This window comes from Pseudomonas sp. 7-41, from assembly GCF_021233075.1.
Classification (GTDB): Bacteria; Pseudomonadota; Gammaproteobacteria; order Pseudomonadales; family Pseudomonadaceae; genus Aquipseudomonas; species Aquipseudomonas veronii.
The window spans coordinates 2,301,413-2,325,852 of record NZ_CP089551.1 but is presented as its reverse complement, the minus strand read 5'-3'; the positions used below and the strand labels follow the sequence as shown (position 1 = coordinate 2,325,852).

The 24,440-nt window shown below is 62.3% G+C and carries 20 protein-coding genes and 4 tRNA genes; 13 read left to right on the top strand and 11 right to left on the bottom strand.

The genetic code is table 11. The features are described 5' to 3' along the window. Window positions 1–45 precede the first annotated feature (45 nt). Window positions 46–672 (top strand): hypothetical protein, encoded by a 627-nt coding sequence (locus tag LQ249_RS10555; protein WP_057005309.1) that lies wholly within the window; start codon window positions 46–48, stop codon window positions 670–672. On the opposite strand, the gene LQ249_RS10550 is transcribed toward LQ249_RS10555, so the two are convergent. Further along, window positions 669–2,243 (bottom strand): alkaline phosphatase D family protein, encoded by a 1,575-nt coding sequence (locus LQ249_RS10550; RefSeq protein ID WP_232566440.1) that lies wholly within the window; start codon window positions 2,241–2,243, stop codon window positions 669–671. The two genes, LQ249_RS10555 and LQ249_RS10550, sit on opposite strands and share 4 nt — an antisense overlap. Then, a complete protein-coding gene (locus LQ249_RS10545) occupies window positions 2,240–2,794 on the bottom strand; it encodes a GNAT family N-acetyltransferase (RefSeq protein ID WP_126587875.1) in 555 nt (184 codons plus the stop codon). The genes LQ249_RS10550 and LQ249_RS10545 overlap by 4 nt, the downstream gene beginning before the upstream one ends. A 190-nt stretch (window positions 2,795–2,984) precedes the next feature. On the opposite strand from LQ249_RS10545, the gene LQ249_RS10540 reads away from it, so the two are divergent. From LQ249_RS10540 to LQ249_RS10515, 6 genes are all read left to right on the top strand, one after another. Continuing rightward, window positions 2,985–3,392: an ExbD/TolR family protein gene (locus tag LQ249_RS10540; RefSeq protein WP_005786670.1), complete on the top strand. Its 408-nt coding sequence runs from the start codon at window positions 2,985–2,987 to the stop codon at window positions 3,390–3,392. Window positions 3,393–3,394: 2 nt separating this feature from the next. After that, window positions 3,395–4,120: an energy transducer TonB family protein gene (locus tag LQ249_RS10535; RefSeq protein WP_046384167.1), complete on the top strand. Its 726-nt coding sequence runs from the start codon at window positions 3,395–3,397 to the stop codon at window positions 4,118–4,120. Window positions 4,121–4,144: 24 nt separating this feature from the next. Continuing rightward, on the top strand, window positions 4,145–6,424 hold the full coding sequence (locus LQ249_RS10530; protein WP_079443192.1) for a TonB-dependent receptor: 2,280 nt from the start codon (window positions 4,145–4,147) through the stop codon (window positions 6,422–6,424). Window positions 6,425–6,441: 17 nt separating this feature from the next. Next, window positions 6,442–7,089 (top strand): MotA/TolQ/ExbB proton channel family protein, encoded by a 648-nt coding sequence (locus LQ249_RS10525; RefSeq protein ID WP_046384169.1) that lies wholly within the window; start codon window positions 6,442–6,444, stop codon window positions 7,087–7,089. Between the two features lie 56 nt (window positions 7,090–7,145). After that, the gene (locus tag LQ249_RS10520; protein WP_232566439.1) at window positions 7,146–8,363 is read left to right on the top strand and encodes a phospholipase D-like domain-containing protein; all 1,218 of its coding nucleotides are present in this window, start codon (window positions 7,146–7,148) and stop codon (window positions 8,361–8,363) included. Between the two features lie 184 nt (window positions 8,364–8,547). After that, the gene (locus LQ249_RS10515) at window positions 8,548–10,287 is read left to right on the top strand and encodes a dipeptidase (RefSeq protein WP_057005313.1); all 1,740 of its coding nucleotides are present in this window, start codon (window positions 8,548–8,550) and stop codon (window positions 10,285–10,287) included. A gap of 53 nt (window positions 10,288–10,340) precedes the next feature. Here the strand turns inward: LQ249_RS10515 and LQ249_RS10510 are convergent, their stop codons facing one another. Both LQ249_RS10510 and LQ249_RS10505 read right to left on the bottom strand, forming a co-directional pair. Continuing rightward, window positions 10,341–11,846 carry an acetyl-CoA hydrolase/transferase family protein gene (locus LQ249_RS10510; RefSeq protein WP_232566438.1) on the bottom strand — a complete coding sequence of 502 codons (1,506 nt, stop codon included), beginning with the start codon at window positions 11,844–11,846 and terminating at the stop codon, window positions 10,341–10,343. A gap of 43 nt (window positions 11,847–11,889) precedes the next feature. Beyond that, a complete protein-coding gene (locus LQ249_RS10505) occupies window positions 11,890–13,668 on the bottom strand; it encodes an acyl-CoA dehydrogenase (RefSeq protein ID WP_046384173.1) in 1,779 nt (592 codons plus the stop codon). Between the two features lie 259 nt (window positions 13,669–13,927). Between LQ249_RS10505 and LQ249_RS10500 the strand changes: the two genes are divergently transcribed. Beyond that, window positions 13,928–14,947 (top strand): AraC family transcriptional regulator, encoded by a 1,020-nt coding sequence (locus LQ249_RS10500; protein WP_046384174.1) that lies wholly within the window; start codon window positions 13,928–13,930, stop codon window positions 14,945–14,947. Window position 14,948: 1 nt separating this feature from the next. On the opposite strand, the gene LQ249_RS10495 is transcribed toward LQ249_RS10500, so the two are convergent. After that, window positions 14,949–15,995 (bottom strand): AraC family transcriptional regulator, encoded by a 1,047-nt coding sequence (locus LQ249_RS10495; RefSeq protein ID WP_169881512.1) that lies wholly within the window; start codon window positions 15,993–15,995, stop codon window positions 14,949–14,951. A 161-nt stretch (window positions 15,996–16,156) separates the two neighbouring features. Here LQ249_RS10495 and LQ249_RS10490 point away from each other — a divergent pair, with 161 nt between their 5' ends. Then, complete coding sequence (locus LQ249_RS10490; RefSeq protein ID WP_017846817.1) at window positions 16,157–17,008, top strand: 3-hydroxybutyryl-CoA dehydrogenase; 852 nt, start codon at window positions 16,157–16,159, stop codon at window positions 17,006–17,008. Continuing rightward, entirely contained in the window at window positions 17,001–17,615 is a 615-nt protein-coding gene (locus LQ249_RS10485) for a TetR/AcrR family transcriptional regulator (protein ID WP_017846816.1), read from the top strand. Before LQ249_RS10490 ends, LQ249_RS10485 begins: the two co-directional genes overlap by 8 nt. A gap of 6 nt (window positions 17,616–17,621) precedes the next feature. Here LQ249_RS10485 and LQ249_RS10480 read toward each other — a convergent pair whose 3' ends face one another. Together LQ249_RS10480 and LQ249_RS10475 are read right to left on the bottom strand one after the other, a co-directional pair. Continuing rightward, on the bottom strand, window positions 17,622–18,257 hold the full coding sequence (locus tag LQ249_RS10480; protein WP_017846815.1) for a response regulator transcription factor: 636 nt from the start codon (window positions 18,255–18,257) through the stop codon (window positions 17,622–17,624). 16 nt (window positions 18,258–18,273) lie between these two features. Further along, a complete protein-coding gene (locus LQ249_RS10475) occupies window positions 18,274–19,773 on the bottom strand; it encodes a PAS domain-containing sensor histidine kinase (RefSeq protein WP_108524435.1) in 1,500 nt (499 codons plus the stop codon). 261 nt (window positions 19,774–20,034) lie between these two features. Between LQ249_RS10475 and LQ249_RS10470 the strand changes: the two genes are divergently transcribed. Next, window positions 20,035–21,657 carry an acyl-CoA synthetase gene (locus LQ249_RS10470; protein ID WP_017846813.1) on the top strand — a complete coding sequence of 541 codons (1,623 nt, stop codon included), beginning with the start codon at window positions 20,035–20,037 and terminating at the stop codon, window positions 21,655–21,657. Window positions 21,658–21,940: 283 nt separating this feature from the next. Here the strand turns inward: LQ249_RS10470 and LQ249_RS10465 are convergent. The 4 genes from LQ249_RS10465 to LQ249_RS10450 all read right to left on the bottom strand — a co-directional run bounded on the left by LQ249_RS10465 (window position 21,941) and on the right by LQ249_RS10450 (window position 22,353). Next, window positions 21,941–22,016 (bottom strand) — tRNA-Gly (locus LQ249_RS10465). A gap of 3 nt (window positions 22,017–22,019) precedes the next feature. After that, window positions 22,020–22,095, bottom strand: a tRNA-Glu gene (locus LQ249_RS10460). A 104-nt stretch (window positions 22,096–22,199) separates the two neighbouring features. Further along, window positions 22,200–22,275 (bottom strand) — tRNA-Gly (locus tag LQ249_RS10455). Between the two features lie 2 nt (window positions 22,276–22,277). Further along, window positions 22,278–22,353 (bottom strand) — tRNA-Glu (locus tag LQ249_RS10450). A gap of 357 nt (window positions 22,354–22,710) precedes the next feature. On the opposite strand from LQ249_RS10450, the gene LQ249_RS10445 reads away from it, so the two are divergent. Continuing rightward, the gene (locus LQ249_RS10445; protein ID WP_046384177.1) at window positions 22,711–23,481 is read left to right on the top strand and encodes a hypothetical protein; all 771 of its coding nucleotides are present in this window, start codon (window positions 22,711–22,713) and stop codon (window positions 23,479–23,481) included. Between the two features lie 117 nt (window positions 23,482–23,598). Continuing rightward, window positions 23,599–24,411: an alpha/beta fold hydrolase gene (locus tag LQ249_RS10440; protein ID WP_017846801.1), complete on the top strand. Its 813-nt coding sequence runs from the start codon at window positions 23,599–23,601 to the stop codon at window positions 24,409–24,411. Window positions 24,412–24,440: the final 29 nt, after the last annotated feature.

The window sequence follows — 24,440 nt, the reverse complement described above, 5'->3', positions numbered from 1 at the left end:
CGCACTATTTATACTGCCCGCAGAACCTTGATGCGGATGTAGACGATGACCGAGCGCCTGTTTTTCACCCACGACCACCTGACCGCCGAGCTTGAAGTGCTGAGCTGCACCGCCCACGAAGAGCAGTTTGCGGTCACGCTGCAGTCGACGATTTTCCACCCCCAGGGCGGCGGCCAGCCATTCGACACCGGCTGGCTGGGCGACAGCCGGGTGCTGCGGGTGACCCAGGAGGCGGAGCGCGTGGTGCATTACCTCGACCAGCCCGTAGAACCGGGCCCGATCAACGCACGGGTCGATGCACCACGCCGTGCCTTGCACACCCGCCTGCATTCCGCCGGACACCTGATCGGCAACGCCGGCGAGGCGTTGGGCTGGATGCCGATCAAGGCCCACCACTGGCCGGGCGAAGGCAAGATCACCTTTATCCGCGGCGAAAGCGCACAAGCCATGGAGGCCGACACGCTTCAACAACAACTCGACCACTGGATCGCCGCCGACTACCCGCGCCAGATGCGCCTGGAAGACGGCATCCGCGAAGTCGGCTTCGGCGAGTTGCCCGCGTATGCCTGTGGTGGCACGCATGTGCAGGCGTTGGGCGAATTGGGCCAGGTGACGATCCTGGCCGTGGCGGAGAAAAAGGGCACGCTGTCGGTGCGCTACAGCCTGGATTAAACCGCGATCGCCCCGGCCCGTCCCGGTTCCACCACGAACGACTTGAGCGTCGACACCGTGGCGGCCGGGTCACGCGGATCGGTAATCACACGAAAGTCCGTGAGCATGCGCTGGCTATCCAACGCCACCGATACATACCCGCGCTGGCGGCTGTCGAAAAACTTCACATGGGGATTCTGCGGCAGCATCTGGGTGAAGGCGTCGTAAGGCGGCCCATCGGAGGTCACCGAGGTGCCGACGAACTCGGTGGCGAGCACGGGCGAGTCCGGGTTGTTGGCATCGGCATGCAAATCGGTGGCCCAGAATGAATGTATATCGCCGCCCCAGAACACCGGGTTGTTGACCTGGTGGCGCGCGATGGACGCGAGCATCCGTGAACGGTTCGCCATGTAGCCATCCCAACCATCGGTCCAATAGCCCAGCGTGTGCTGGGTCAGGTCGCGCTGCAGCAGCGGCGCCACCAGCAAGTCCTGGGCGATCACGTTCCATTGCGCTTTCGACTGGGCAAACCCCTGGTCCAGCCAGGCCTCCTGCTGCCAACCGAGCATGGTGCGAGCGGGGTCGCGCAAGTCGCTGCAGGTGTTGGCGGCGATGTGGCCCTGATGACTGCCGTTGGCCTGAATGCACGGTTGCTCGGAGCGATACTGTCGACCGTCGAGCACATGGAAACGTGCCAGGCGGCCGTAGTCCAGGCGCCGATAAACGCGCATATCCGACCCGTTGGGCAGGCTGCTCACGCGCAGCGGCATATGCTCGTAATAGGCCTGATACGCCGCCGCCCGCTGCTTGAGAAACTGCGCCACGGCAACCTTCGGGTCCTGGGACCAGCGGTTGGCATAGTCGTTCTGCACCTCGTGATCGTCCCAGGTCGCCACGCTGGGCGCCGCCGCGTGCAAGGCCTGGAGATCCGGATCGGTCTTGTACAGCGCATAGCGGTTGCGATAGTCGCTCAGGGTCAGCGCGTTGCCGCTGCCGTGGGAACGAATGACTTTTCCCGAATCTGCCGCGTAGGAATTGTCGTAGATATAGTCACCGAGGAAAAACACCAGGTCCGGCTGCTCCGCCGCCAGGTGACGATAGGCACTGAAGTACCCGCGTTCCCAGTGGGAGCACGACACGAACCCCAAGCGCGCCGTCGCCAGGGCATGCAAAGCCGGCGCGGTACGCGACTGCCCGACCGCGCTCTGCGCCCCCAGCCCTTCGAACTGATACCAATACGGCCTGCCGGCTTCCAGCCCCGCGACTTCCACATGCACGGAGTGGGCAAAGCGCTCGCTCGCCATCACCTCACCCTGCCTCACAATGCGCGTCATCCCCGCATCGCTGGCGACCCGCCAACGCACCGGCACCGCACGCGCCAACCCGCCGCGACCGTCCGCCGCATTGAACAACGGCGCCAGGCGCGTCCAGATCACGAAACCATCCGGCAACGGATCACCCGAGGCCACGCCCAACGTGAACGGATAATCGATCCCCGCACTGCGGGCAAACGGGCTGAGGATCGAAAAGGTGGTGGCCAGCGCCAGCCCGGCCAGCACCCGGCGCCGATCATGGTCAACCGCGCGACTCACGCCAGGCGCTCCCAGTCATTGCGCACGGTCGCAAACCCGAGCAAGTCCTCATACACCCCATTCTTGAGAAACGCGGCGCGCATACAGCCTTCGTACAGCAGGCCGATTTTCTCCATGACCCGCGCCGACTCCTTGTTGCGGGCAAAGCATTGGCTGCCCACTCGGTACAGGCCCAGTTCGGCGAACCCGAAGTCCATCACCGCACGCGCTGCCTCGGCGGCATAGCCCTGGTTGCGACAGTGCGCCGCCACCCATCCGCCCAGGTGCCCGTAGTGGTGACGCGCATTGAGACGCAGGCTGACGATGCCGATCAATTCGCCGGTTTCGCGCAGGTGCATGCCCAGGCTCAACAGGTTGCCGGCGCGGTATTTGTCTTGCATCCCGTCAATAAACGTCCGGGCCGTTTCCAGGGTATAGGGCGATGGAATGTTGGCCGTGTTGTCAGCAATCTTCGGCCCGTTGGCGAGGCTGGAAAGTACCGCGGCCTGCTCGCTTTCCAGCGCCCGCAACAGCAAACGCGAAGTCAACAAATGCGGCAATGACTGACTCATACAAGACGGCTCTCGGTGTAAATTTTTCGAGAATGTACCCCCGGCGTTTCAGTTTCATTACGTCGTGAAATTGACCGGAAACCGATCTGTAAGACACGTCCTAGACACGTCAAAACGTAAATTAAAGTTAACCGTTCGGTCATTTTTCGTTGTTAGCGTGTCGCCCCTAATTCAATAACGGGGTAGCGGAATGAGAACCTGGGACGAACCGAAAAAACGCAAGGCACACATCGAACTGATCCCGATGATCGACGTGATGATGTTCCTCCTGGTGTTTTTCGTACTCGTGAGTCTGAACGTGATTCCGGCACTCGGCATGAAGACTCAACTGCCCAGCGCCAGCAGTTCGCAGCAGCTCAAGCCGCAGAACAAATTCATCCTCACCCTGGGCCTGGAAGGCCAGTTGCAACTGGATGGCAAGGACCTCACGGTCGACGCTCTGGTACCGGCGCTGAAGGCTGCTGAAAAGCCGGATACCAAGTCGACGATCATCGTCAACAGCGACAAGGGCGTGGAGGTTTCGCGCCTGGTGGAGGTGATGGACACCCTGCGTCTGGGTGGCTTTACCTCCGTGTCCATCGCCACGCGTAAGTCCTGATCATGTATGTCCTGTTTCGTGCGCGTCGGCTGCTGGGCAGTGTCCCGGCCCTGATCGCCCTGGTGCTGATTGCACTGGGTATCCAGTCCCAGACGTTGAAGGTCGAACCGGTGTACGACGAGTCGGCGGTCGAGTTGGCATTGGTCGAGCCGGAGCCCGAGGTGGTGCCGCCACCCGTGGCGGAGCAAGCACCGCCACCGCCGGTGATCGAGGATGAAGAGGCCGAGCCGGCCCCTCCACCACCGCCCCCGCCACCGCCCAAGCCGGTGCCGAAACCTGAACCCAAGCCCAAGCCGGTGCCCAAGCCCGTGGTCGCCAAACCCACGCCGACGCCGCCCCCGGTGGCGGCCAAACCCGCGCCGGCGGCGGTCGCCCAGGCTGCGCCGACTCCGGCCCCGCCCGCACCACCCAAGGTCGACGGCCAGGCCCTGGAGGGCGGTTACCTCAAGGGTTTGCGTAACGAGCTGGACACTTACAAGCAATACCCCACAGGACGCCAGGCCTCCCTCGAACGCCCAAGTGGCGACGTGGTGGTCTGGCTGCTGGTGGACCGCCAGGGTCGGGTACTCGACTCCGGCGTGCAGACCCCGGCCTCGAGCATGTTGCTCAACCGGGCCGCCGCCAACAGCCTGCGGCGTATCAAGCAGGTCAAGCCGTTCCCCGAGCAAGCCTTCGGGGGGCGCAACGAGCAGCGCTTCACCGCCACCTTCAACTACAGCGTGCAATAAGCACCCGACACTAGGACGACACTGATGAGGTTCACACGGATTCATCTGGCACTCGTTGCCGCGAGCATGGGGCATGGCATGGTCATGGCCGACACCGGCGACAGCGACGTCGGCACCATCGGCGTACAGGGCAAGGCCACTGCCGGTGGCGGTTACATGGTGCAGGAAGAAAGCATCAAGGGGCGCTCCACGATAACCAAGGAAGCGCTGGATAAACAAACCGCCACCGGCAACGCCATCGACAAGCTCAAGTACACCCCGGGCCTGAACATCTCCAGCGAAGATGCCACCGGCCTGTCGGGTTTTCGCTTCACCATGCGCGGGCTTAACTCCGACCAGGTGGGGATGTCGGTGGACGGCATGCCGATCAACGACTCCGGCAACTACGCGCTGTACTCCAACCTGTTGGGCGACCCGGAAAACATCGACCAGATTTTCGTCACCCAAGGCTCGTCGGAGGCCGACGGCCCGCACATCGGTTCCAGCGGCGGCAACATCGGTATCGTGACCATTCGCCCCACCAAGGAAACCGGGGCCTTCGTCAAACAGACCATCGGCAGCAACGCCACCCGCAAGACCTTTGCCCGGCTCAACACCGGCGAGGTCAACGGCCTGAGCAACTGGCTGTCGGCGTCCCATACCGAAGGGCAGATGTGGCGCGGCTCGGGCGCCGTGCGTGCGGACAAGGTCGAGTGGAACAGCTTCTTCGACGCCGGCAACGGCAACACCGCCAACCTGATCCTCAAGTACCACGAGCAGGACAACAACAGTTACAGCCAACTGACCAAATCGCAGTTCCAGCAGAACGGCCGCAAGTTCGACCCCTACCCCGCCACACCGACGGTCGGCAGCAACGGCAAGCTCAACAGCTACTACGCCCTCGCGCAGAACCCGTTCCAGACCTTTACCGGCGTACTCAATACCCAGTTCAAACTGGCCGACAACCTGGCCCTGTCGGTGATCCCGTATTACTACTGGGGTAACGGCAGCGGCGTCGGTTCGTCGAGCTACGCGCTGAACCGCGGCTCGAACGCAGGCGGCGTCTTCGACCTGGGCAACTTGCCCACCGCCGCGCAATACAATGCCGACGGTTCCTCGACCACCGGCGTGTACTACCGCCCCTCCCGCACCCAGACCTGGCGCCCCGGCATTACCACCAAACTGAACTGGGACCTGGGCGATCACAGCCTGCAATTCGGCTACTGGTACGAGCGCGCGCGCCAAAGCCAGACCCAACCGTTCATCGCGCTCAAGAGCAACGGCAAGCCTACCGATACCTGGCCGGACGGCACTTCCGTGGTCGATGCCAACGGCAACACCGTGCAAGGCCGCGATCGTTTCACCGTCACGCCGGCGCAGAAAGTCTGGGCCCAGGACACCTGGTACATCAACCCGGACTGGACCCTGGTGGCCGGCCTGGCCTACATGAACGTCAAGCGCGACGGCACCAACAACGGCAGCCTCACCGAGCAGCCGGAAAAACGTCACCAGACCTACAACAAGCTGCTGCCCAACGCCGGCCTCAAGTACCAGCTCGACGAACGCGACCAGTTGTTCTACAGCCTGTCGCGCAACATGCGTATCCCGCAGAACTACGTGCTGTACGACAAGGGCGTGGACTCGATCAACTCCAAGCCGGAAACCAGCTGGAACCATGAGCTGGGCTGGCGCTTCACCGGCGACGACATGACCGTGGCCGCCACCTTGTTCTACATGCAGTTCAAGGATCGCCAGGTTTCGTCCAAGGACGTCAACGGCGACTTCGCCGACATCAACGCCGGATCGGTCAACAACAGCGGCCTGGAGCTGGAATGGAGCGGCCTGCTGCCCCACCACTTCAACTACTACACCTCCTACACCTATACCAAGGCCGAGCAACAGGACGACTTGACCGTGTACAACGCGGGCAAAGCCATCCTGTTGCCCACCAGCGGCAAGCAGTTCGCCAACGTGCCGAAAAACATGCTGGCCGCCAACATCGGGTATGACGACGGACGCTTCTACGGCACCTTCGGCGGCAAATACACCAGCAAGCTCTACGGTGACCTGACCAACGACGAAGCCATCTCCGGCCGCACCGTGTTCAACGCCGGCGCCGGTATCTACCTGCCGGTGGACAAGAAAGTGGTGAAGGACGCAACCCTGCGCCTGAACGTCGACAACCTGTTCGACAAGAAGTACCTGGACGGCGTGTACACCACCAAGACCAACGCGGCCAGCTACAGCGGTTTCCGCGACGGCGACCCGGCCTACATCGTTGGCCTGGAACGCACCGTGACGGTGTCCCTGGAAGCCAATTTCTAACGGCGAGGTAATCGAACATGAACATGAACCTGCTCCACGACATCACCTTCTATGTGATGTACGCCGCGATGGCCATCGCCATCTTTATCACCATCGAGCGCGGTATTTACTTCGCCTATGTGCGCCGCCAGGCCCGTGCCTTGACCGAGGTGCTGGGCGCCCACGTACACAGCGAACGTGACCTGCCGGAAAGCCTGAGCCGCCGCGACAGCCTGCCGCTGAACATGGTGATGCCGGTGCTGGCACAGAAAGCCTCGCAGGGTTCGCGCAAGGACCTGGATGATGTGATCGAAACCCAGTACCTGACCACCCGCGCCCCACTGGCCCGCAGCCTGTGGATCATCGAAACCATCACCACCGCCGCGCCGTTGCTGGGCTTGCTCGGCACCATCCTCGGCATCATCGACACCTTCAAGGCGTTGGCCAGCGCGGGGGTGTCCGACCCTGGGCAGATTTCCGGCGGTATCGGCACCGCGTTGTTCGCGACGGGCCTGGGGATCGCCATCGCGCTGTTCTGCGTGGTGTTCCACAACTTCTTCCAGGACAGCCTGGAACGCATCAACGATCAGTTGAAGATCCTGCTGATCCGCGCTGCCACCGGGGCCCGCGTGCAAGGCGAAGTGCCGCACCTGGTGCCGACCTCGTTGCACAGCCGCACGGCATGACTGTCAGGGCGGGCGCGTGAGGCGCCCGCCCTGTCTTTTTCCCTGACGAGATGCCTATGTCCCTATCGATGAAATGCCGTATCGCCGGTCTCGCCGGCTTGCTGCTCAGTCCGCTGGCCCAGGCGGACTTTTCAATTCCGGGGTTCGAACTGGTACACACCGTGCCGCTGGACACCGACCTGGCGAGCGCCGACCTACGCCAGCCGGGCCCGGTATGGATCGAGCTGTTCGACGGCGCCAAAAGCACGATCGACATCGGCCAGTTTTATGCCGCCGACCATCCAGGCTCGGTGCTGGAGCGGGTGATCGAGCGCCTGGAAGCCGCCGGTAAACGCGGCGTGAAAATTCGTTTCCTGCTGGAGGAAAAAGGCATTCGCCTATCAGAAGCCTCCACCCTGGAACGCCTGCGCGCGATTCCCAACCTGACCTTGCGCGTGCTGCCCTACGCGCAACTGAGTGGCGGCATCATCCACGCCAAATACATGGTGGTGGATGGGCAGCAGGCGTTTGTCGGCAGCCAGAATTTCGACTGGCGGTCCCTGGAACATATCCACGAAACCGGGCTGCGCATCACCGACGCCACGGTGGTCGGCCAGGTCCAGGCGATTTTCGATCAGGACTGGCAAGCCCAGGCGGCGCTGAGCGCACACAGCCCGGTACCGCTGCCGATGGCCGGCCAGGCGCCTGCGCGCAGCGGCAATTACCTGGTGGCCAGCCCGCAACGCTACAACCCGCCCGGGGTGGGCGACTCCCAACTCGAACTGCCGCGCCTGCTCGGCGAAGCCAAGCACGAAGTGCGCGTGCAACTGCTGGACTACGCGCCGCTGTCCTACGGCCCGGATAAAACCCGGCCCTACTATGCGGTGATCGACAACGCGGTGCGTGCCGCCGCCGCACGCGGGGTGTCGATCAAGCTGATGGTGTCCAACTGGAACACCGATGCGCTGGAACTGCCCTATTTGAAAAGCCTCGCAGTGCTGCCCAACGTGCAGATCAAGATCGTCACCCTGCCCCAGGCCAAGCAAGGGTTTATCCCCTACGCACGGGTGATCCACAGCAAGACCTTGGAGATCGACGGGCGAGTGGCCTGGGTCGGCACCAGCAATTGGCTGGGCGGTTATCTGGATAATTCGCGCAACCTGGAGGTGGTCATGCACAGCGAAGCGATGGCCAAGCGTATAGGCCAATTGCATGAGCAGTTGTGGGATGGGCCCTACGCCAAAGCACTGGACGTAACGGCCGATTACCCTGCGCCGCACCCTGGCCAACCTTGACCTGAACACGATTCAACGCCCGCGCGCACAGGGATGTACCCTTCGACGCGGGGGCGTTTGACTGAGAAATTTCCTACGCCAAGGTCTGCCATTCTCAGTCCCTGTGGTGGTAGTGTGTGGAAATATTTCTGACTTAATGATCAGAAATCCCCCACTCACTACCAGCAAAGGAATGCGTCCCGCCATGTACTTTCCACTCAAGCAATTGGCTGCCGCCAGCGTGTTCGCCGCGAGCCTTTCGACCCTCGTCAGCCCGGCTTTCGCCAATATCACCCCACAGCAGAGCACGGCGATTCTGAAGGACTTCAGCCAAACCTCGGTCACTGACTTCAACGGTTTCCTCGGCACCCTGGCCCAGGGCGAGCTGGGCAAAACCAGCGATACGGGGCCGGCGATCAGCGCCTTTCTCGAGCACAAACCCCTGAGCGCCGAGCAACAGAACGAAATCAATCGCCTGCTGGGCATTTATGCGCGGCTGAAATACGCCAAGGCCGCCACCGAGACCCTGCGCGAGCTGGTGGAAATTCCGACGTTCAACGTCGACGGCGTGCCGCAGTACAAAAACCCGCAATTCCTCAAGATCGCCGACAAGCTGCAGGGCCTGGCGAAAGCCTTCAACCTGAACTTCCGTAACATCGATAACCGCGTGTACGAAATCTCCCTGGAAGGCAGCGGCGATGAAGTGGTGGGCATCCACGCGCATGCGGATGTGGTGCCGGTGACGCCGGAAAATTGGGTGTTGAAAGACGGCACCCGGCTCGATCCGTTCAAGGTCACGCTGATTGGCGACCGCATGTACGGCCGCGGGACTGAAGACGACAAAAATGGCATCGTGGTGGCGATGTACGCCATGAAGGTGATCAAGGAAGAGAAGCTGCCGCTGGCGCGCACGTTCAAGCTGCTGGTGGACACCACCGAGGAAACCTCCGGCGACGCGATCCCCTATTACTTCGAACGCAACCCGACGCCGCCGTACAACCTGGCGCTGGATGGCGGCTACCCGGTGGTCATTGCCGAAAAAGGTTACGGCACGATCATGGCCACCTTCCCACGCCGCAAAGGCGAAGGCAAAGGCGCAGAGATCATCGCCATGACCGGCGGCAAGGCCACCAACCAGATTCCCTCGGCGTCGGTCGCCACGTTGCTCAGCGACAAACCCGCCGAGTTGGCGGCCAGCCTGCAAGAGGCCGGTACGCAATACGCCGAGCGCAATGGCGGTGACTTCCAGGTGAGCGCCAAGGTGGTCGGCAAACAGGTGCAGTTGACGGTCACCGGGGTCTCGGCGCATTCGTCCGAACCGGAATCCGGGGTGAACCCGGTTGCGCGCATGCTGGAGCTGATCCACAGCGTCGATGGCAAGATCGCCCTCAAGCACAACCACATCACCGACGCGGCGCGTTATGCCGCCGACAATTGGGGCCTGGATTACCTGGGCGGCAAATTGGGCGTGGGCTTCGCCGATGACTTCATGGGCCCACTGACCACCTCGCTGACGTTCGTCGACCTCGACGACAAGAGCTTCAAGCTGGCGGTGAACCTGCGCGTGCCCAAGGGTCAGTCGCCGGAGAAACTCAAAGCGCAAATTGCCGACAAGCTCAGCGCCTGGGACAAGAAAACCAAGGTCAACGTGAACTTCACCTACTCGATCGCCGAACCGATGTACCGCAACCCGGAAGGTGAGTGGGTCAAGGCCTTGTTGGCGGTGGCCACGGAAAACCTGGGCATGAAACACGCGTTCGGCACCTCGGCCGGCGCCACCTCCGTGCATGAACTGCCCAACGGCGTGCAGTTCGGCCTGGCACGCCCGGAAGAGAAGTACACCGGGCACACCGACAATGAGTTCAAGACGGTCGAGCAGTTCCTCCTCGACCTGCAAATCGTCACCGAAATGATGGCGCGGGTCGGTCAGTTACCGCAGCTCTGAATGCGGCGGGAGCCCGCCGCAACGGCGGGCTTGTTTCAGTTGGCGCAGACACCCTAGACGCCGACGGCGGCCGCCTGCATCGAACCGGTTTCCTGCAGATTGATGTGCCAGCTCAAGGCCTTGCTCAACACATGCGGCGTATGCCCACCTTTGGCGCACGCGGCCTTGAAGTAGCTGCGCAACGCCTCGCGATAATCCGGATGCACGCAGTGGTTGATGATCAACTCGGCCCGTTCTTTCGGCGCCAGGCCGCGCAGGTCGGCCAGCCCTTGCTCAGTCACCAGGATATCGACGTCATGCTCGGTGTGGTCGACATGGCTGACCATCGGCACCACGCGGGAAATCGCACCCTCCTTGGCGATCGACTTGGTCACGAAAATCGACAGCAGCGCGTTGCGGGCGAAATCTCCCGAACCGCCGATGCCATTCATGATCTGCGTGCCACAGACGTGGGTGGAATTGACGTTTCCGTACAGGTCGAACTCCAGCGCGGTGTTGATGGCAATCACGCCTAAGCGTCGAATCACTTCCGGGTTATTGGAAATTTCCTGGGGCCGCAACACCAGGCGGTCGGCGTATTTTCCCAGGTTGCCGAACACCCGCTGGCCGCAGGGGCCGGACAAGGTAATCGAACAGCCGGAGGCAAACTTCAGCTTGCCCGCGTCGAGCAATTCGAAGGTCGAATCCTGCAACACCTCCGAGTACTGCACCAGGTCGGTGAACGGCGCATCGATCAGCCCGCACATGACGGCGTTGGCAATGGAGCCGACGCCGACCTGCAACGGCGCCAGGCTTCTGCCCAAGCGTTTGTGCTCCACTTCCTGCTCGAAAAAAGCCACCAGATGGTCGGCAATCGCCTGGGTCTCATGATCGGGCGGCAGCATCGGAATCGCAGATTCCGGCGTGTCGCAGAGCACGATGGCGACGATCTTGGCAGGGTCAATTTCGATGGCCTGGGTGCCGATGCGATCATCCGCGCGGATGACCGGAATCGGCCCGCGGCCAGGGCGCCCGTGGGGCAGGAAAATATCATGCATCCCTTCGAAATAGGGGCTGCTGGCCAGGTTCAGCTCAACGATGATCTGCCGTGCCGTCTGGGCGAAACTGGCCGAATTGCCGACCGAAGACGTCGGCACGATATGGCCCTGCTCGGTGATCGCCACCGCTTCAATCACCGCAATATCCGGATTGGGCAGGCTGCCGTCACGCAGTTGTTCGACCACTTCGCTCAGGTGCTGGTCGATAAACACCACGCGGCCTTCGTTGATCGCCTTGCGCAGCACCGGGTCGCCTTGAAACGGCATGCGCCGCGCCAGCAGCCCGGCCTCGGCCATCTGCCCGTCCAGGCCACGACCGAGGCTCGCGCCGGTGATCAGGTTGATCTTGAGCGGATCCTGCCGCGCTCGTTCGATGAGCGCCAGCGGCACGGCCTTGGCGTCCCCTGCGCCACCGAAACCACTCATGCCCACGGTCATGCCGTCTTGAATGAACGCGGCGGCCTGCGCCGCGCTCATGATTTTTTCGTGCAAGGAATCCAGGCGGATGCGCTGGTGATGCATGGGGTGAACCTCAAAAAAGTTAGGCACAAAAACCAACGCGCTGTCAGAACTGTTCTTCATCCAACGCCATGATGCTCGCGCTCCCAGCGCTGACCGCCGCCAACAATGCGTGTACCCGCGGCAACAATTGCTCCGCGTAGAAGCGTGCGCTGACGCCCTTGGCCTTGAGGAAGGCCGCATCGCCCGTGCCGGCTTCCAACTGCGCATGCGCCTGCACAGCAGAACGCGCCATGAGCCAGCCGCCCGACAGGTAGCCGAAGAGCATCAGGAAGTTGACGCTGACACTGCCGGCCCAATCCGCATCGTGCTTGGCGTTGTCGAGTAACCGCGACAAGGCCTCGCGCCCGGCGCCGAGCGCAGCGGCCAGTGCCACGGCCTGATAGTCGAGGGCATCGATGTGACGCAGTTGCTCGACGGTTTCATCCATTTCCTCGAGCAGGCTGTTCAGTAACGCGCCTTGGTTCAGCAGGGTCTTGCGCCCCACCAGGTCGAGCGCCTGAATGCCGGTGGTGCCTTCATAAATGGTCAGGATGCGCGCATCGCGATAATGCTGCGCCGCGCCGGTCTCTTCGATGAAGCCCATGCCGCCGTGGATTTGCACGCCGAGGGAGGTGACCTCCTGGGCCAGTTCGGTCAGCCAGCCTTTGACGATCGGGGTGAACACATCGACCCGCCCCTGGTGATGGCGCGCCAGCTCCGGCGTGGGCGCATGCGCGGCACGGTCGACTTCGGCGGCGGCCACCAGCGACAACGCGCGCATCGCTTCGATGGATGCTTTCATCTGCAACAGCATCCGGCGCACATCGGGAAAGTGGATGATCGAGAAACGGCTGCCATCCTTGCGCGTGCCCTGCAGACGGTCCTTGGCGTATTGACGGGCCTGCTGGTAAGCGCGTTCGGCAATCGACAGCCCCTGCAGGCCGACACTCTGGCGGGCGTGGTTCATCATGGTGAACATGCAGGCCAGGCCCATGTGCGGCTCGCCAAGCAGATAACCGACGGCCCCTTCGGGATCGCCGAAATTCATCACGCAGGTCGGGCTGCCATGAATGCCCAGTTTGTGTTCCAGGGAGATGCACTGCACGCGGTTGCGCACACCCGGCTGGCCCTGGGCATCGAGCAGGAACTTGGGCACCACGAACAGCGAAATGCCTTTGACGCCCGCCGGCGCATCCGGCAAGCGTGCCAGGACCAAATGCACGACGTTGTCGGTCATCTGGTGATCGCCCCAGGTGATGAAAATCTTCTGCCCGGTGATCAGGTAGTGGTCGCCCTGGGGCACGGCGCGGCTCTTGATGGCCGCCAGATCGGAGCCGGCATCCGGCTCGGTCAGGTTCATCGTCCCGGTCCACTCGCCGCTCACCAGTTTTTCCAGGTAGGCGCCTTGCAGTTCGGCCGAGCCGTGATGGGCGATGGCTTCGATGGCGCCTTGGGTCAACATGGGGCACAAGGCGAACGCCATATTGGCTGAGTGCCAGATCTCATTGACGGCCGTGCCGATCACGTTCGGCAGGTTCTGCCCGCCGTGTTGCTCCGCAGCGGTCAACGAGGGCCAGCCGCCTTCCTGGAATTGCCGATATGCCTCGGCAAAACCCGGTGCCTCTTGCACACCCTGTTCCCCCAGGTGCGTACCTTGGGTATCACCGACCCGGTTGAGCGGCGCCAGCACGCCGGAGCCCAAGCGGCCTGCCTCGCTCAAGATGGCGCTGACCAACTCGCTGTTGACATCCTGAAGCTGGGCGCTCGCGCACAACTGCTCAAATCCGACCAGTTCCTCCAGCACGAATTCGGTGTCGCGGTACGGATGGGCATAACCACTCATTGTTACTTTCCTCATTCACTCGTTAGACAGGCCGCTACACCCTTCGCCCGCTACCCCATGCCGGGTAATTGACCAAAACGGCCATTACCTTAAACACCCGGGTCGGTAGCACGCAGGGACGAAGCCAGCAGCGCAAAGCTCTATTCAGCTTCCTCCGATCCAGCCCCGCGTGGCAATTACCAAATCAGTCGAAAAACAGACATAAACGGACAGTCACTTTTGGCTAAACTAACCTCCCCTGCTGCCGGACTCCTGAACGATGGGCATCGAGCGTTATTCCATCTCCATGTACTTCGCCCACATCCTGATGACGGCTGCGCGCCGCCTCGCGCTGGACGAAGAGGTACTGCTCAAGGAAGCCGGCATCAGCCGCAAGCGCCTGGACAACCTGCACCTGCGCATCACCCCCGACCAGTTCAGTCGCTTGATGCAGGCCGTGTGGCGCTTGAGTGATGATGAGTTTTTCGGCGCAGGTTCACAGCGCTGCCCGAAGGGCTGCTTCGCGATAATGGCCAAGCAAGTGATCCATTCGCACAACCTGCATTCGGTGTATTACAAGCTCAGCCATTTCTACAACGTGATGAACGACTCCCTGCACCTGGAACTGAAAGTCGTCGGTGATGAGGCCATGTTTTCCATGGCCTTGAGCGACCCGAGCCTGGACCCCGGTTACCTGTTGAGGGGGTTTTTACTCTTGCTCTGGCATCGTTTCCCCAGTTGGCTGATCGGCCAGCGGATCACGCTCAAGCGGGTGACGTTCGACCATCCCGAGCCTGCCCATTCAGCGGAATACCGCTTGATGTTTCCGTGCCCCACGCATTTTGACCAACCCGAGACCTGCCTGGTGTTCGACGCCCGGATGCTCACCGCGCCGCTGGTACAAACCGCGGAAACCCTGGCCTACCACCTGCAGCGCGCACCGGTGGACTGGTTCACCCGCCCCGCCTATTACCCGGTTTACACGCGACGGGTGCTGGACCACCTGGAGAACGTCAGCGATCTCGCCAAGGCCACCATCCAGAGCACCGCCAGTGAGCTGCACCTGACGGAAAGAACGCTGCGGCGCAAGCTGCTGGCCGAAGGCAGCAAGTTCCAGAAACTCAAGGACGGGGTACGCCGCGACATGGCCATTCACTACTTGAGCCAGACGTCGATGTCGATCAACCAGACCTCGCAACAGCTGGGGTTCTCGGACCCTTCGGCGTTCACCCGGGCCTTTCGCCAATGGACCGGCGAGTTACCCAGGACTTACCGCGACGCGGCGCTCAACCGAAAATGACTCAGGCGTCCAGGCGCGCAGGCCGCGACACTTTGCCCTGGACCCGCTCGCGGTAACGCCCCGGGCTTTCGCCGGTCCACTTCTTGAACGCGCGATGGAATGCGCTGGGTTCCTGAAAACCGCATTGCGCGGCGATTTCACCGATGCTGGCGCGCGTCTGGCAGAGCAGTTCCAGCGCCAGGCTGCGGCGCACTTCGTCCTTGATCTCCTGAAACGAGCAACCTTCGCGCTCCAATCGCCGGCGCAAGGTGCTGGGGCTCATGTGCAAATCCACGGCCAGATCCTCCAGCGCCGGCCACTGGCTGTAGTGGCTGCCACGCAGGCGTTGGTAGACCTGGGTCGCCATGCCGTCCTGGTTGCGAAAGCGGATCACCAGCCATTGCGGCGCGCTGCGCAGAAACACCTTGAGCGACGCCAGGTCCTGCACCACGGCCAGACGCAGGTAGCTGCTGGCGAACTCGATTTCGGTGCGGGCCGCGCCAAACGTCAGGTTGTAGCCCCACAGCAATTGATCGTCGCTGAGCGGCGCACGCACATGGCGAAAGTCGGCGCGATCGATGGGCACGCGGCGTCCGCCCAGCCAGCACAGCAGGCTGATCATCAGCACCAGGAAGGTTTCCTCACCGTAACGCCGGGTGTCCTCATCGCCGCCGCCAACTTCCAGGCTGAGTACCGCGCGCTTGCCATGCACGCTGAGGCTGCCGCGAAAGTCGCGCAGGAACAGGGCGAAACTGGCCAGGCACTGGGTGAGCGCCTTGCCCAGGTTCGGCTCCTGGATCAGGCCACGGCAGATCAGGGCGAAACTGCCCGGCGGCATGCCGTGGGAGTCCAGGCGGAAGAACTCGTCGTTCAACTCACGGATCTGAATCAGCCATAACGCCGCAAACGCGCTGGCCGGCACCCGGGCCTCGGGCTGGGTCAGCAACGCCGGCGCGATGCCCGCTTCGGACAGCACCGCGGCGAGCCGCTCGGGCTGATCGCGTAGCGCATGGATCATGACCTGCACGAAGTAGACGGCAACCGAATCCTTTTCCCGGGTGGGCATCATTCTGAGTTCCTGTAGCGGACACATGGTAAGAAACGCCAATACAACTGACAGGTTTCGGCATAGGCCGCCACATTGTCGGGCCCTAGACTCTCGCCCAATGGACCGTATTGCAAGGCATGTCTGCCGTGCGACGGCAGCGCACAATTGAAGAGAGACTGACGATGAATCTGCAGAATATCGGCGTGATCGGCGCGGGCACCATGGGTAACGGCATCGCCCAGATCTGCGCCGTGGCCGGCATCAACGTGACCTTGCTGGACATCTCCGCCGGCGCCCTGGAAAAAGCCCTGGCCACCGTGGGCAAGAACCTCGATCGCCAAGTCAGCAAGGGCATCCTCAGCGAACCCCAGAAGCATACGGCGCTGGGCAAGATCCGCACCAGCACCGACTACGCCAGCCTGGCGAATGCCCAATGGGTCATCGAGGCCGCCACGGAAAACCTCGAACTGAAGCGGCGCGTGCTGCAACAGATCGCCGCTCATGTCGATGAGCAATGCGTGATTGCCTCCAATACGTCTTCGCTGTCCATCACCGAACTGGCGGCCGGCGTTAACGCCCCGGAGCGCTTTATCGGCCTGCATTTTTTCAACCCGGTGCCGGTGATGGGCCTGATCGAAGTGATCCGTGGCCTGCAGACCAGCGACACGACCCACGCCCAGGCCATCGAGCTGGCGCAGCACCTGGGCAAGACTGCGATCACCGCCGGCAACCGCCCAGGTTTCGTGGTCAACCGGATTCTGGTGCCGATGATCAACGAAGCGATCCTGGTGTTCCAGGAAGGCCTGGCCAGCGCCGAAGACATCGACGCCGGCATGTGCCTGGGCTGCAACCAGCCGATCGGCCCGCTGGCCCTGGCCGACCTGATCGGCCTGGACACCTTGCTGGCGATCCTCGAAGCGTTCTACGAGGGCTTCCAGGACAGCAAATACCGCAGCGCGCCGCTGCTCAAGGAAATGGTGGCCGCCGGTTACCTGGGGCGCAAGACCGGGCGCGGCTTCCATACCTATGGCTGAGTATCGCTCGCGCTTGTGCGAACACCGCAACAAGGCCCTGGAGTTGCTCGCCAGTAAAGGCTTCGGTCAAGTCGGCATGCGCGAGCTGGCCAGCAGCCTGGGGTTGACCCCAGGCTCGCTGTACCACCACTACCCCAGCAAGCAGCACCTGCTGCTGGATTGGATCGAAGAGTTCTACGAAGAACTGCTGACCACCCTGGGGCGCGTCGAGCAACGGCCGCGCTCACGCCAGGACAACCTGCAACGGCTGATCCACGCCCACCTGAATTTGCATCGAGAGATGCCATGGCACTTCCGCCTGGTGGAGCGTGATTGCGGCTGCCTCACGGAAGACCAGCAGCTACGGGTCCGGCAGTTGCGCGAACAATACGAGCGCCGACTGCTGCAAATGCTCGGGCGACCGCGGCGGCTGAGTGTCCACGCCCTGCAAGCGGCCGGCCACGCGATCGCCACGCTGCTGAACAATGCGCCGAGCTGGCTGGCTGGGCAGGCGCTGGATGATGCCGAACGCACCGAGTTACTGGAAAACCTGCTGACCGGCGCCATCGAGCGCGTGCTGGCAACAAGGGCCAGCGACCGGCCGAGCCTGCAGATTGCCGTGGCCTGAGGCCTATCAGCGCAATTGCAGGGGGTCCACCAGGCCGGCGGCAATCGCCATCCCCACCAGCTCCGGCAAATGGCTGGCCGCCATGCGCTTCATGACCCGCGCGCGATACAGATCGATGGTCTTGACGCTGACGCCCAACTGCTCGGCGATTTCGCGGTTGGTATAACCCTGCACCAACGGCAGCAATACATCGCGCTCGCGTGGCGTGAGTTGCTGCAGCCGCGCCTGTACCCGCGCCGGTCCTTCACCGAGGCTCTGGCGATGATCGGCCTTGCTCAGGGCCTGCAGGACACTGTCCAGCAGTAACTGTTCGTTGTAGGGCTTCTCGATAAAGTCATGCGCCCCGGCCTTGAACGCGCGGACCACAATCGGCACATCGGCGTGGCCGCTGACGAAAATCACCGGCAGGTGCAAATCACGGCTGCGCATGTGCTCCTGAACATTCAGGCCGCCCATGCCCGGCATGCGTACATCCAGCAGCACACAGGCGTTGAGGCGGCTGTCGCAGGCGTCGAGAAACTCGCGGCCACTGGTAAACGGCAGCGCCTTGAGGCCCACCGACTCCAGCAACCAGACGGTCGAGTCGAGCATCCCCTGGTCGTCATCCACCACATACACCACCTGTTCCGTCACGCTCACCATCGCTTGATTCCTCTTCTTATTGTGGAGCGCCGCTCTGCGCGAGCGTGGGCAAGCGGCAGCACATTTGCAGCCCGACCGGCATCGGTTCGGCCTGCAACTCGCCACCGAAGCCTTCGATAATGCTGCGGCTCATGGACAAGCCCAGGCCCAGGCCATTGGCCTTGCTGGTATAGAACGGCGTGAATATCTGTTCCAACTGCGCCGGCGAGACACCGGGGCCCTGATCGCTCACGTCGATCTGCACCCACCCGTCACGCTGCGCCAAGGCACTCATGACGATGAGCGAGGGCTGGCCGGGATGGGCTTCGCGATTCGCCTCGATGGCATTGCGCAGCAGGTTCAGCAGCACCTGTTCCAGCAACACCCGGTCGGCGTAAATCAGCGGCAGATTATCCGGCAGGCGATCCTCGATCGTCACCTGACAATCGCTGGCCTCCCAGGCACACAGGCGCACCGCTTCGCGGGCGACCTCGCCGGGGTTCAGCGCCTCCATGCGGCGGCGCCCCTTGCGCAGAAACGCACGCAAGCGCTTGATCACTTGCGCGGCGTGATTGGCATGCACCGAGATCCGTTCCAGGCCTTGAGCCACCCGTTCGGCCGCCGGCGAATCGCTGCCCATCGCGGCCAGATAACGCTGGCTGGCGTTGGCGTAATTGACCACCGCCGCCAGCGGCTGATTCATTTCATGGGCGATACCCGATGCCAGTTCACCCAGGGTCACCACGCGCGCGGTGTGCGCCAGTTCGTCCTGATGATGGCGTTGCTGGGCCTCGCGCAGCTCGCGTTCGGTCAGGGTGGTTTCCTCGGCCTGGACCCTGGCAGTGATGTCGCGGGACACGCTGACCACCTCCACCACCGCGCCGGTGTAGGTCTCGCGGATCGCCCGGCAGGCGGTTTCGAACCACAGGTAATGGCCCTGGCGATGGCGGATGCGATAGGTCATGGTGTAATAACCGTCCTGCTCGAGGCCCTCCCGGGCGCGCCGCACCAACCCCGCCAAGCCCTGCCGATGGAACAGGCGCTGTGCCCGAGTCCCGCGCAATTCCCCCGGCCAATAGCCCAGCAAGGCCCAGGAAGCCGGTGAAGCGTCGAGAAAAGCGCCATCCGGGGTGTGCCGGGAAATCAGGTCGGTGGTGTTTTCGATGATCAGCCGATACAGGCGCCGCGCCTTGGTGGATTCGCGCTCGGCGACAATCTGCGCGCTGGCTTCCCGGCAGCGCGCCAGCACGCGGTTTTCACCCGGGTCGGGAATGAACGTCCACACCAGAATGCGCTCGGCGAACTGTGCCTCGACGTTTTCGATCGCCCGCTGCTGCCCCAGGCACGCCTGCACCAGCGGCAAGCAATTGATCGGCAACAGGTTCATACAATCGACCAAGGACAACTGCTCAAGCAACGCCAGCAGCGCGGCGTTGAACTCCAGCGGCCGAGCCTGGGCATCGAGCAGCAGACTCGGCTGCGGGTCATGCCTGAGCAGCGGCGAACCGCCTGTCAAGCGCACGGAGTTGCCGATCATCATGGAACCTATACAGGGAGGGGAACGTCGAGGTCAGCGGAAGCGTTTCATCAAGATATAGTACATATACTATACAACACAGGTAGTACTTCCATATATCTGCGCGGACAGTATATAAAAGCCGCCGGAGAAGTCATTGAGCTTTTCCCGCAGGGACCGGCGTGCCAACGATAAAGCCTCAAGGCCGGCACCGTCAGCTTAACTGCCGTTACCAGCGTCTCGAACAATAGAGCTAATAATCAGCCACCGGGTATCCGCACCATGTCCATTTTCGACCAAGGCCTCGAGCCGACCAGCGTTAATCACATTGCTCTTTCGCCTTTAAGCTTCATTGAACGCACTGCCAGCGTTTATCCCGATTACCCTGCCGTGATCCACGGATCGATACGCGCCACCTGGGCGCAAACCTACAGCCGTTGCCGGCGCCTGGCCTCGGCCCTGGCCGGTCGCGGGATCGGCAAAAACGACACCGTGGCCGTCATGCTGCCCAACATCCCGGCCATGCTCGAAGCGCATTTTGGCGTGCCGATGATTGGCGCGGTACTCAATGCCCTCAACGTGCGCCTGGATGCCGAGGCCATCGCCTTTATGCTCGCGCATGGCGAAGCCAAGGTACTGATCGCCGACCGTGAGTTCCACGATGTGGTGCACGCGGCCATCGGCATGCTTGACCATCCGCCGCTGGTCATCGACGTCGACGACCCGGAATACGGCGAAGGCCAGCCGGTCAGCGACCTGGACTACGAGGCGTTTCTCGCCGAAGGCGATCCGGATTTCGCCTGGCAGTGGCCTGCAGACGAATGGCAAGCCATCTCGCTGAACTACACCTCGGGCACGACCGGCAACCCCAAGGGTGTGGTCTACCACCACCGCGGGGCCTATCTGAACTCCCTGGGCAACCAAATGATCTGGGCGATCGGCAACCACCCGGTGTACCTGTGGACGCTGCCGATGTTCCACTGCAACGGTTGGTGCTACCCGTGGATCATCACGGCCTTGGCCGGGGTCCATGTGTTTCTGCGCCGCGTCGACCCACAGAGAATCCTCAACCTGATCCGCGAGCATCAGGTCACCCACTTGTGTGGCGCGCCAATCGTGCTCAACGCCCTGGTGAACATGCCCGACTCGGCCAAGGCTGCCATCGACCACCCGGTGAACGCGATGGTCGCCGGCGCGGCGCCACCCGCCAAGGTCATCGGCGCCGTGGAAGAAATGGGCATCAAGGTGATCCACGTCTACGGCCTGACCGAAGTGTACGGCCCAGTGACCCTGTGCGCCTGGCACTCGGAATGGGATGAGTTGCCCCTGGAAGAACGCGCCCAGATCAAGGCGCGCCAGGGTGTGCGCTACCCGACCCTGGAAGGCGTGATGGTTGCCGACCCGAAAACCCTCGAACCCACCCCCCATGATGGCCACACCATCGGTGAGATTTTCATGCGGGGCAACACGGTGATGAAAGGCTATCTGAAGAATCCGACGGCAACCGCCGAAGCGTTCGAAGGCGGCTGGTTCCACACCGGCGACCTGGCGGTGACCCATCCTGACGGCTATGTCGAAATCCGCGACCGGCTCAAGGACATCATCATCTCCGGCGGCGAGAACATCTCCACCATCGAACTCGAAGGTGTGCTGTACCGCCACCCGGCAATCCTCGAAGCCGCGGTCGTCGCCCGCCCCGATGAAAAATGGGGTGAAACGCCGTGCGCCTTCGTCACCCTCAAGGCCGACCACCAGAACGTCCGCGAAGCCGACATCATCAGCTTCTGTCGCGAACACCTGGCGGGCTTCAAGGTGCCACGCACGGTGGTGTTCACACAGTTGCCGAAGACGTCGACAGGCAAAATCCAGAAGTTCATGCTGCGTGACATGGCGAAAAAGCTCTAGGCCGTTTCCATCAAGCCCGAACGCTGCGCGCACACGCTCGTGTCCGATTGAACGGCATGGACGCTAGCTGACGGGATTGATGCAGCCAACCTCAAACCGATGCCCTCCTCTATGGAGGGCATTGTTTTTTGTGCAGGCGCGGTTGAGGTGTGTCGGATAGCCCGAAGCGCTCAAGCCACCCACAGCAGATGCAATATTTGATTTATCGCAGAAACGAAAAAAGACGCCGAAGCGTCTTTTTTTCGCTGACTCCCAGGCCCGATGGACACTGCAAATCAAAAATTGGAGCGGGAAACGAGACTCGAACTCGCGACCCCGACCTTGGCAAGGTCGTGCTCTACCAACTGAGCTATTCCCGCAAATGGCGTCCCCTAGGGGACTCGAACCCCTGTTACCGCCGTGAAAGGGCGGTGTCCTAGGCCACTAGACGAAGGGGACACGCTACTGAAACACATGGTGTGTATTTCAGTGCCCAGAGGCCTCGTCCGAAGACTTGGTCCTGGTTTCACTCAATGCCGCCCGAAGGCCACACTGCTTAAAAATGGAGCGGGAAACGAGACTCGAACTCGCGACCCCGACCTTGGCAAGGTCGTGCTCTACCAACTGAGCTATTCCCGCATTGGCGTCCCCTAGGGGACTCGAACCCCTGTTACCGCCGTGAAAGGGCGGTGTCCTAGGCCACTAGACGAAGGGGACACACGTACAACATTCACTCCCTGCCGCGTTTCGCTGTGTGCTTTACGCTGCAAGTGGCGCGCATTCTATGGATGGATTGAAAGGTCGTCAACCCCCCAGGATAAATTTATTTAAATCAATGACTTCGCCCCCCTTTCCAGGCCCGTGCGGGCATTCTGCGCGTCCGCGCCTTGACGCCTATATTCTGGCGCCCGACAAGACGCTATAGTTCGCTCAGCAACTGATGGCATTGTGCATCTACGCAGGGAATGCTTACGTATATAGAAGAAACTACCTGGGCAACTGGTCGAACAGTCCTATCCGGCAGATGTCTCAGTCACTACACTCAACAGCAAACCCTATAAAGAGGTCGCACCGGTGACACCACTCATGATCACCCTGCTGGTAATAGCCGGGATCGCAATACTGATCGCCATTGGCTATATGAACCATGTGGTGGAAAACAACAAACTGGAAAAGCAACGCACCGTGATCGAGCTTAATGACCGGCTGCGTCGCTGTGGTGAAATCACCGAGACCTTCCCCGGCCAGTTGATGACTCCGGCACTCAAGCTGCTGCTGACCCGCCTGGAACTCAACGTCAACCAGCGCTTGTTGCACCTCAACAAGTCCAGCGCACCGCTCAAGGCGCGGATCGCCGAACTGAATGCGCTGGTGGCCCAGGGCGAATCGATCCCGGTCAACAACCCGCCCGGCCCGATCCAGACCGAAGCCAAGGCCAAGGACGTGCGCTTCCTGCTCGAAGCCCTGCACGGCCAGGTCACCCGCGCCGCCCAGGACGGTTTCCTGCCGGCCAATGAAGCCAAGCACTGGATCAGGGAGATTCGCCACATCCTGGTCCTGCTGCACATCGAGTTCTTCAACAACCTCGGCCAGCATGCCCTGCAACAGAACCAGCCGGGCCAGGCGCGCCTGGCCTTCGAGCGCGGCGTGCAGTACCTGCGCAAACAGCCTGAGCCGGCGATCTACAGAGAGCAACTGCAATTGCTGGAGAGTCAATTGGCGCGCGCCAACTCCACGGTGCTGACCAACAGCAAACCGGCGGAAGATGAAGTCAACGAACTGACCGAAGGCCTGAAAGTCGCCGACACCGACGCCGAGTGGAAGAAAAAAGTCATCTACGACTGACCTCCCCCACCCCATGTGGCGAGCGCTCCTCGCCACATGCCATCATTTAGCATCTATCCCCTCGCCGCCGACTCGCGTACAAAAGTCCCCCTCACTCCGTGAAGTTAGAGGCCCGCTATGCCTGTCGCCGTGATTGATGGACAACCGCTGCACTATGTTGACCAGGGCCGCGGCCCGGTCGTCCTGCTGGGTTCGAGTTACCTGTGGGACCGCGACATGTGGGCACCGCAGATCGAAGCGCTGTCGCAGCAATACCGCGTGATCGTCCCCGAACTGTGGGGCCACGGCGAGTCCGGGCCGCTGCCGGCGCACACGCGCTCCCTGGACGACCTGGCGCGCCAGGCCCTGGCACTGCTCGACCAGTTGCAGATTGCCCAGGTCAATCTGGTGGGTTTGTCGGTCGGCGGCATGTGGGGCGCACGCCTGGCCCTGCTGGCTCCCGAGCGGGTCAACAGCCTGGTGCTGATGGACACCTACCTCGGCGCCGAACCCGAGGCCACGCGCCAGCACTACTTTTCGCTGTTCAAGATGATCGAAGACGCCGGCGCCATCCCCGAGCCGCTGCTGGATGTGGTCGCGCCGATCTTTTTCCGCCCGGGTATCGACCGCGCATCGGCGCTGTACCAGGATTTCCGCAAAGTCTTGCAGGGCTACCCCACGGCGCGCCTGCTGGACAGCATCGTGCCCCTGGGTCGGCTGATCTTCAGCCGCGCAGATGTGCTGGAGCAGTTGTCACGCCTGGACGCCGACACCACCCTGGTGCTGTGCGGCGAACAGGACACGCCTCGCCCACCCGCCGAGTCCGAGCAGATGGCCAGCCTGATCGGCTGCGGCCTGAGCCTGATTCCCGACGCCGGGCATATCTCCAGCCGCGAGAACCCGGACTTCGTCAATGAAGCGCTGCTGACCTTCCTCGCCAACCACGCCTGATCGCGCCCCGGCCCTTTGATCGCGGCCCG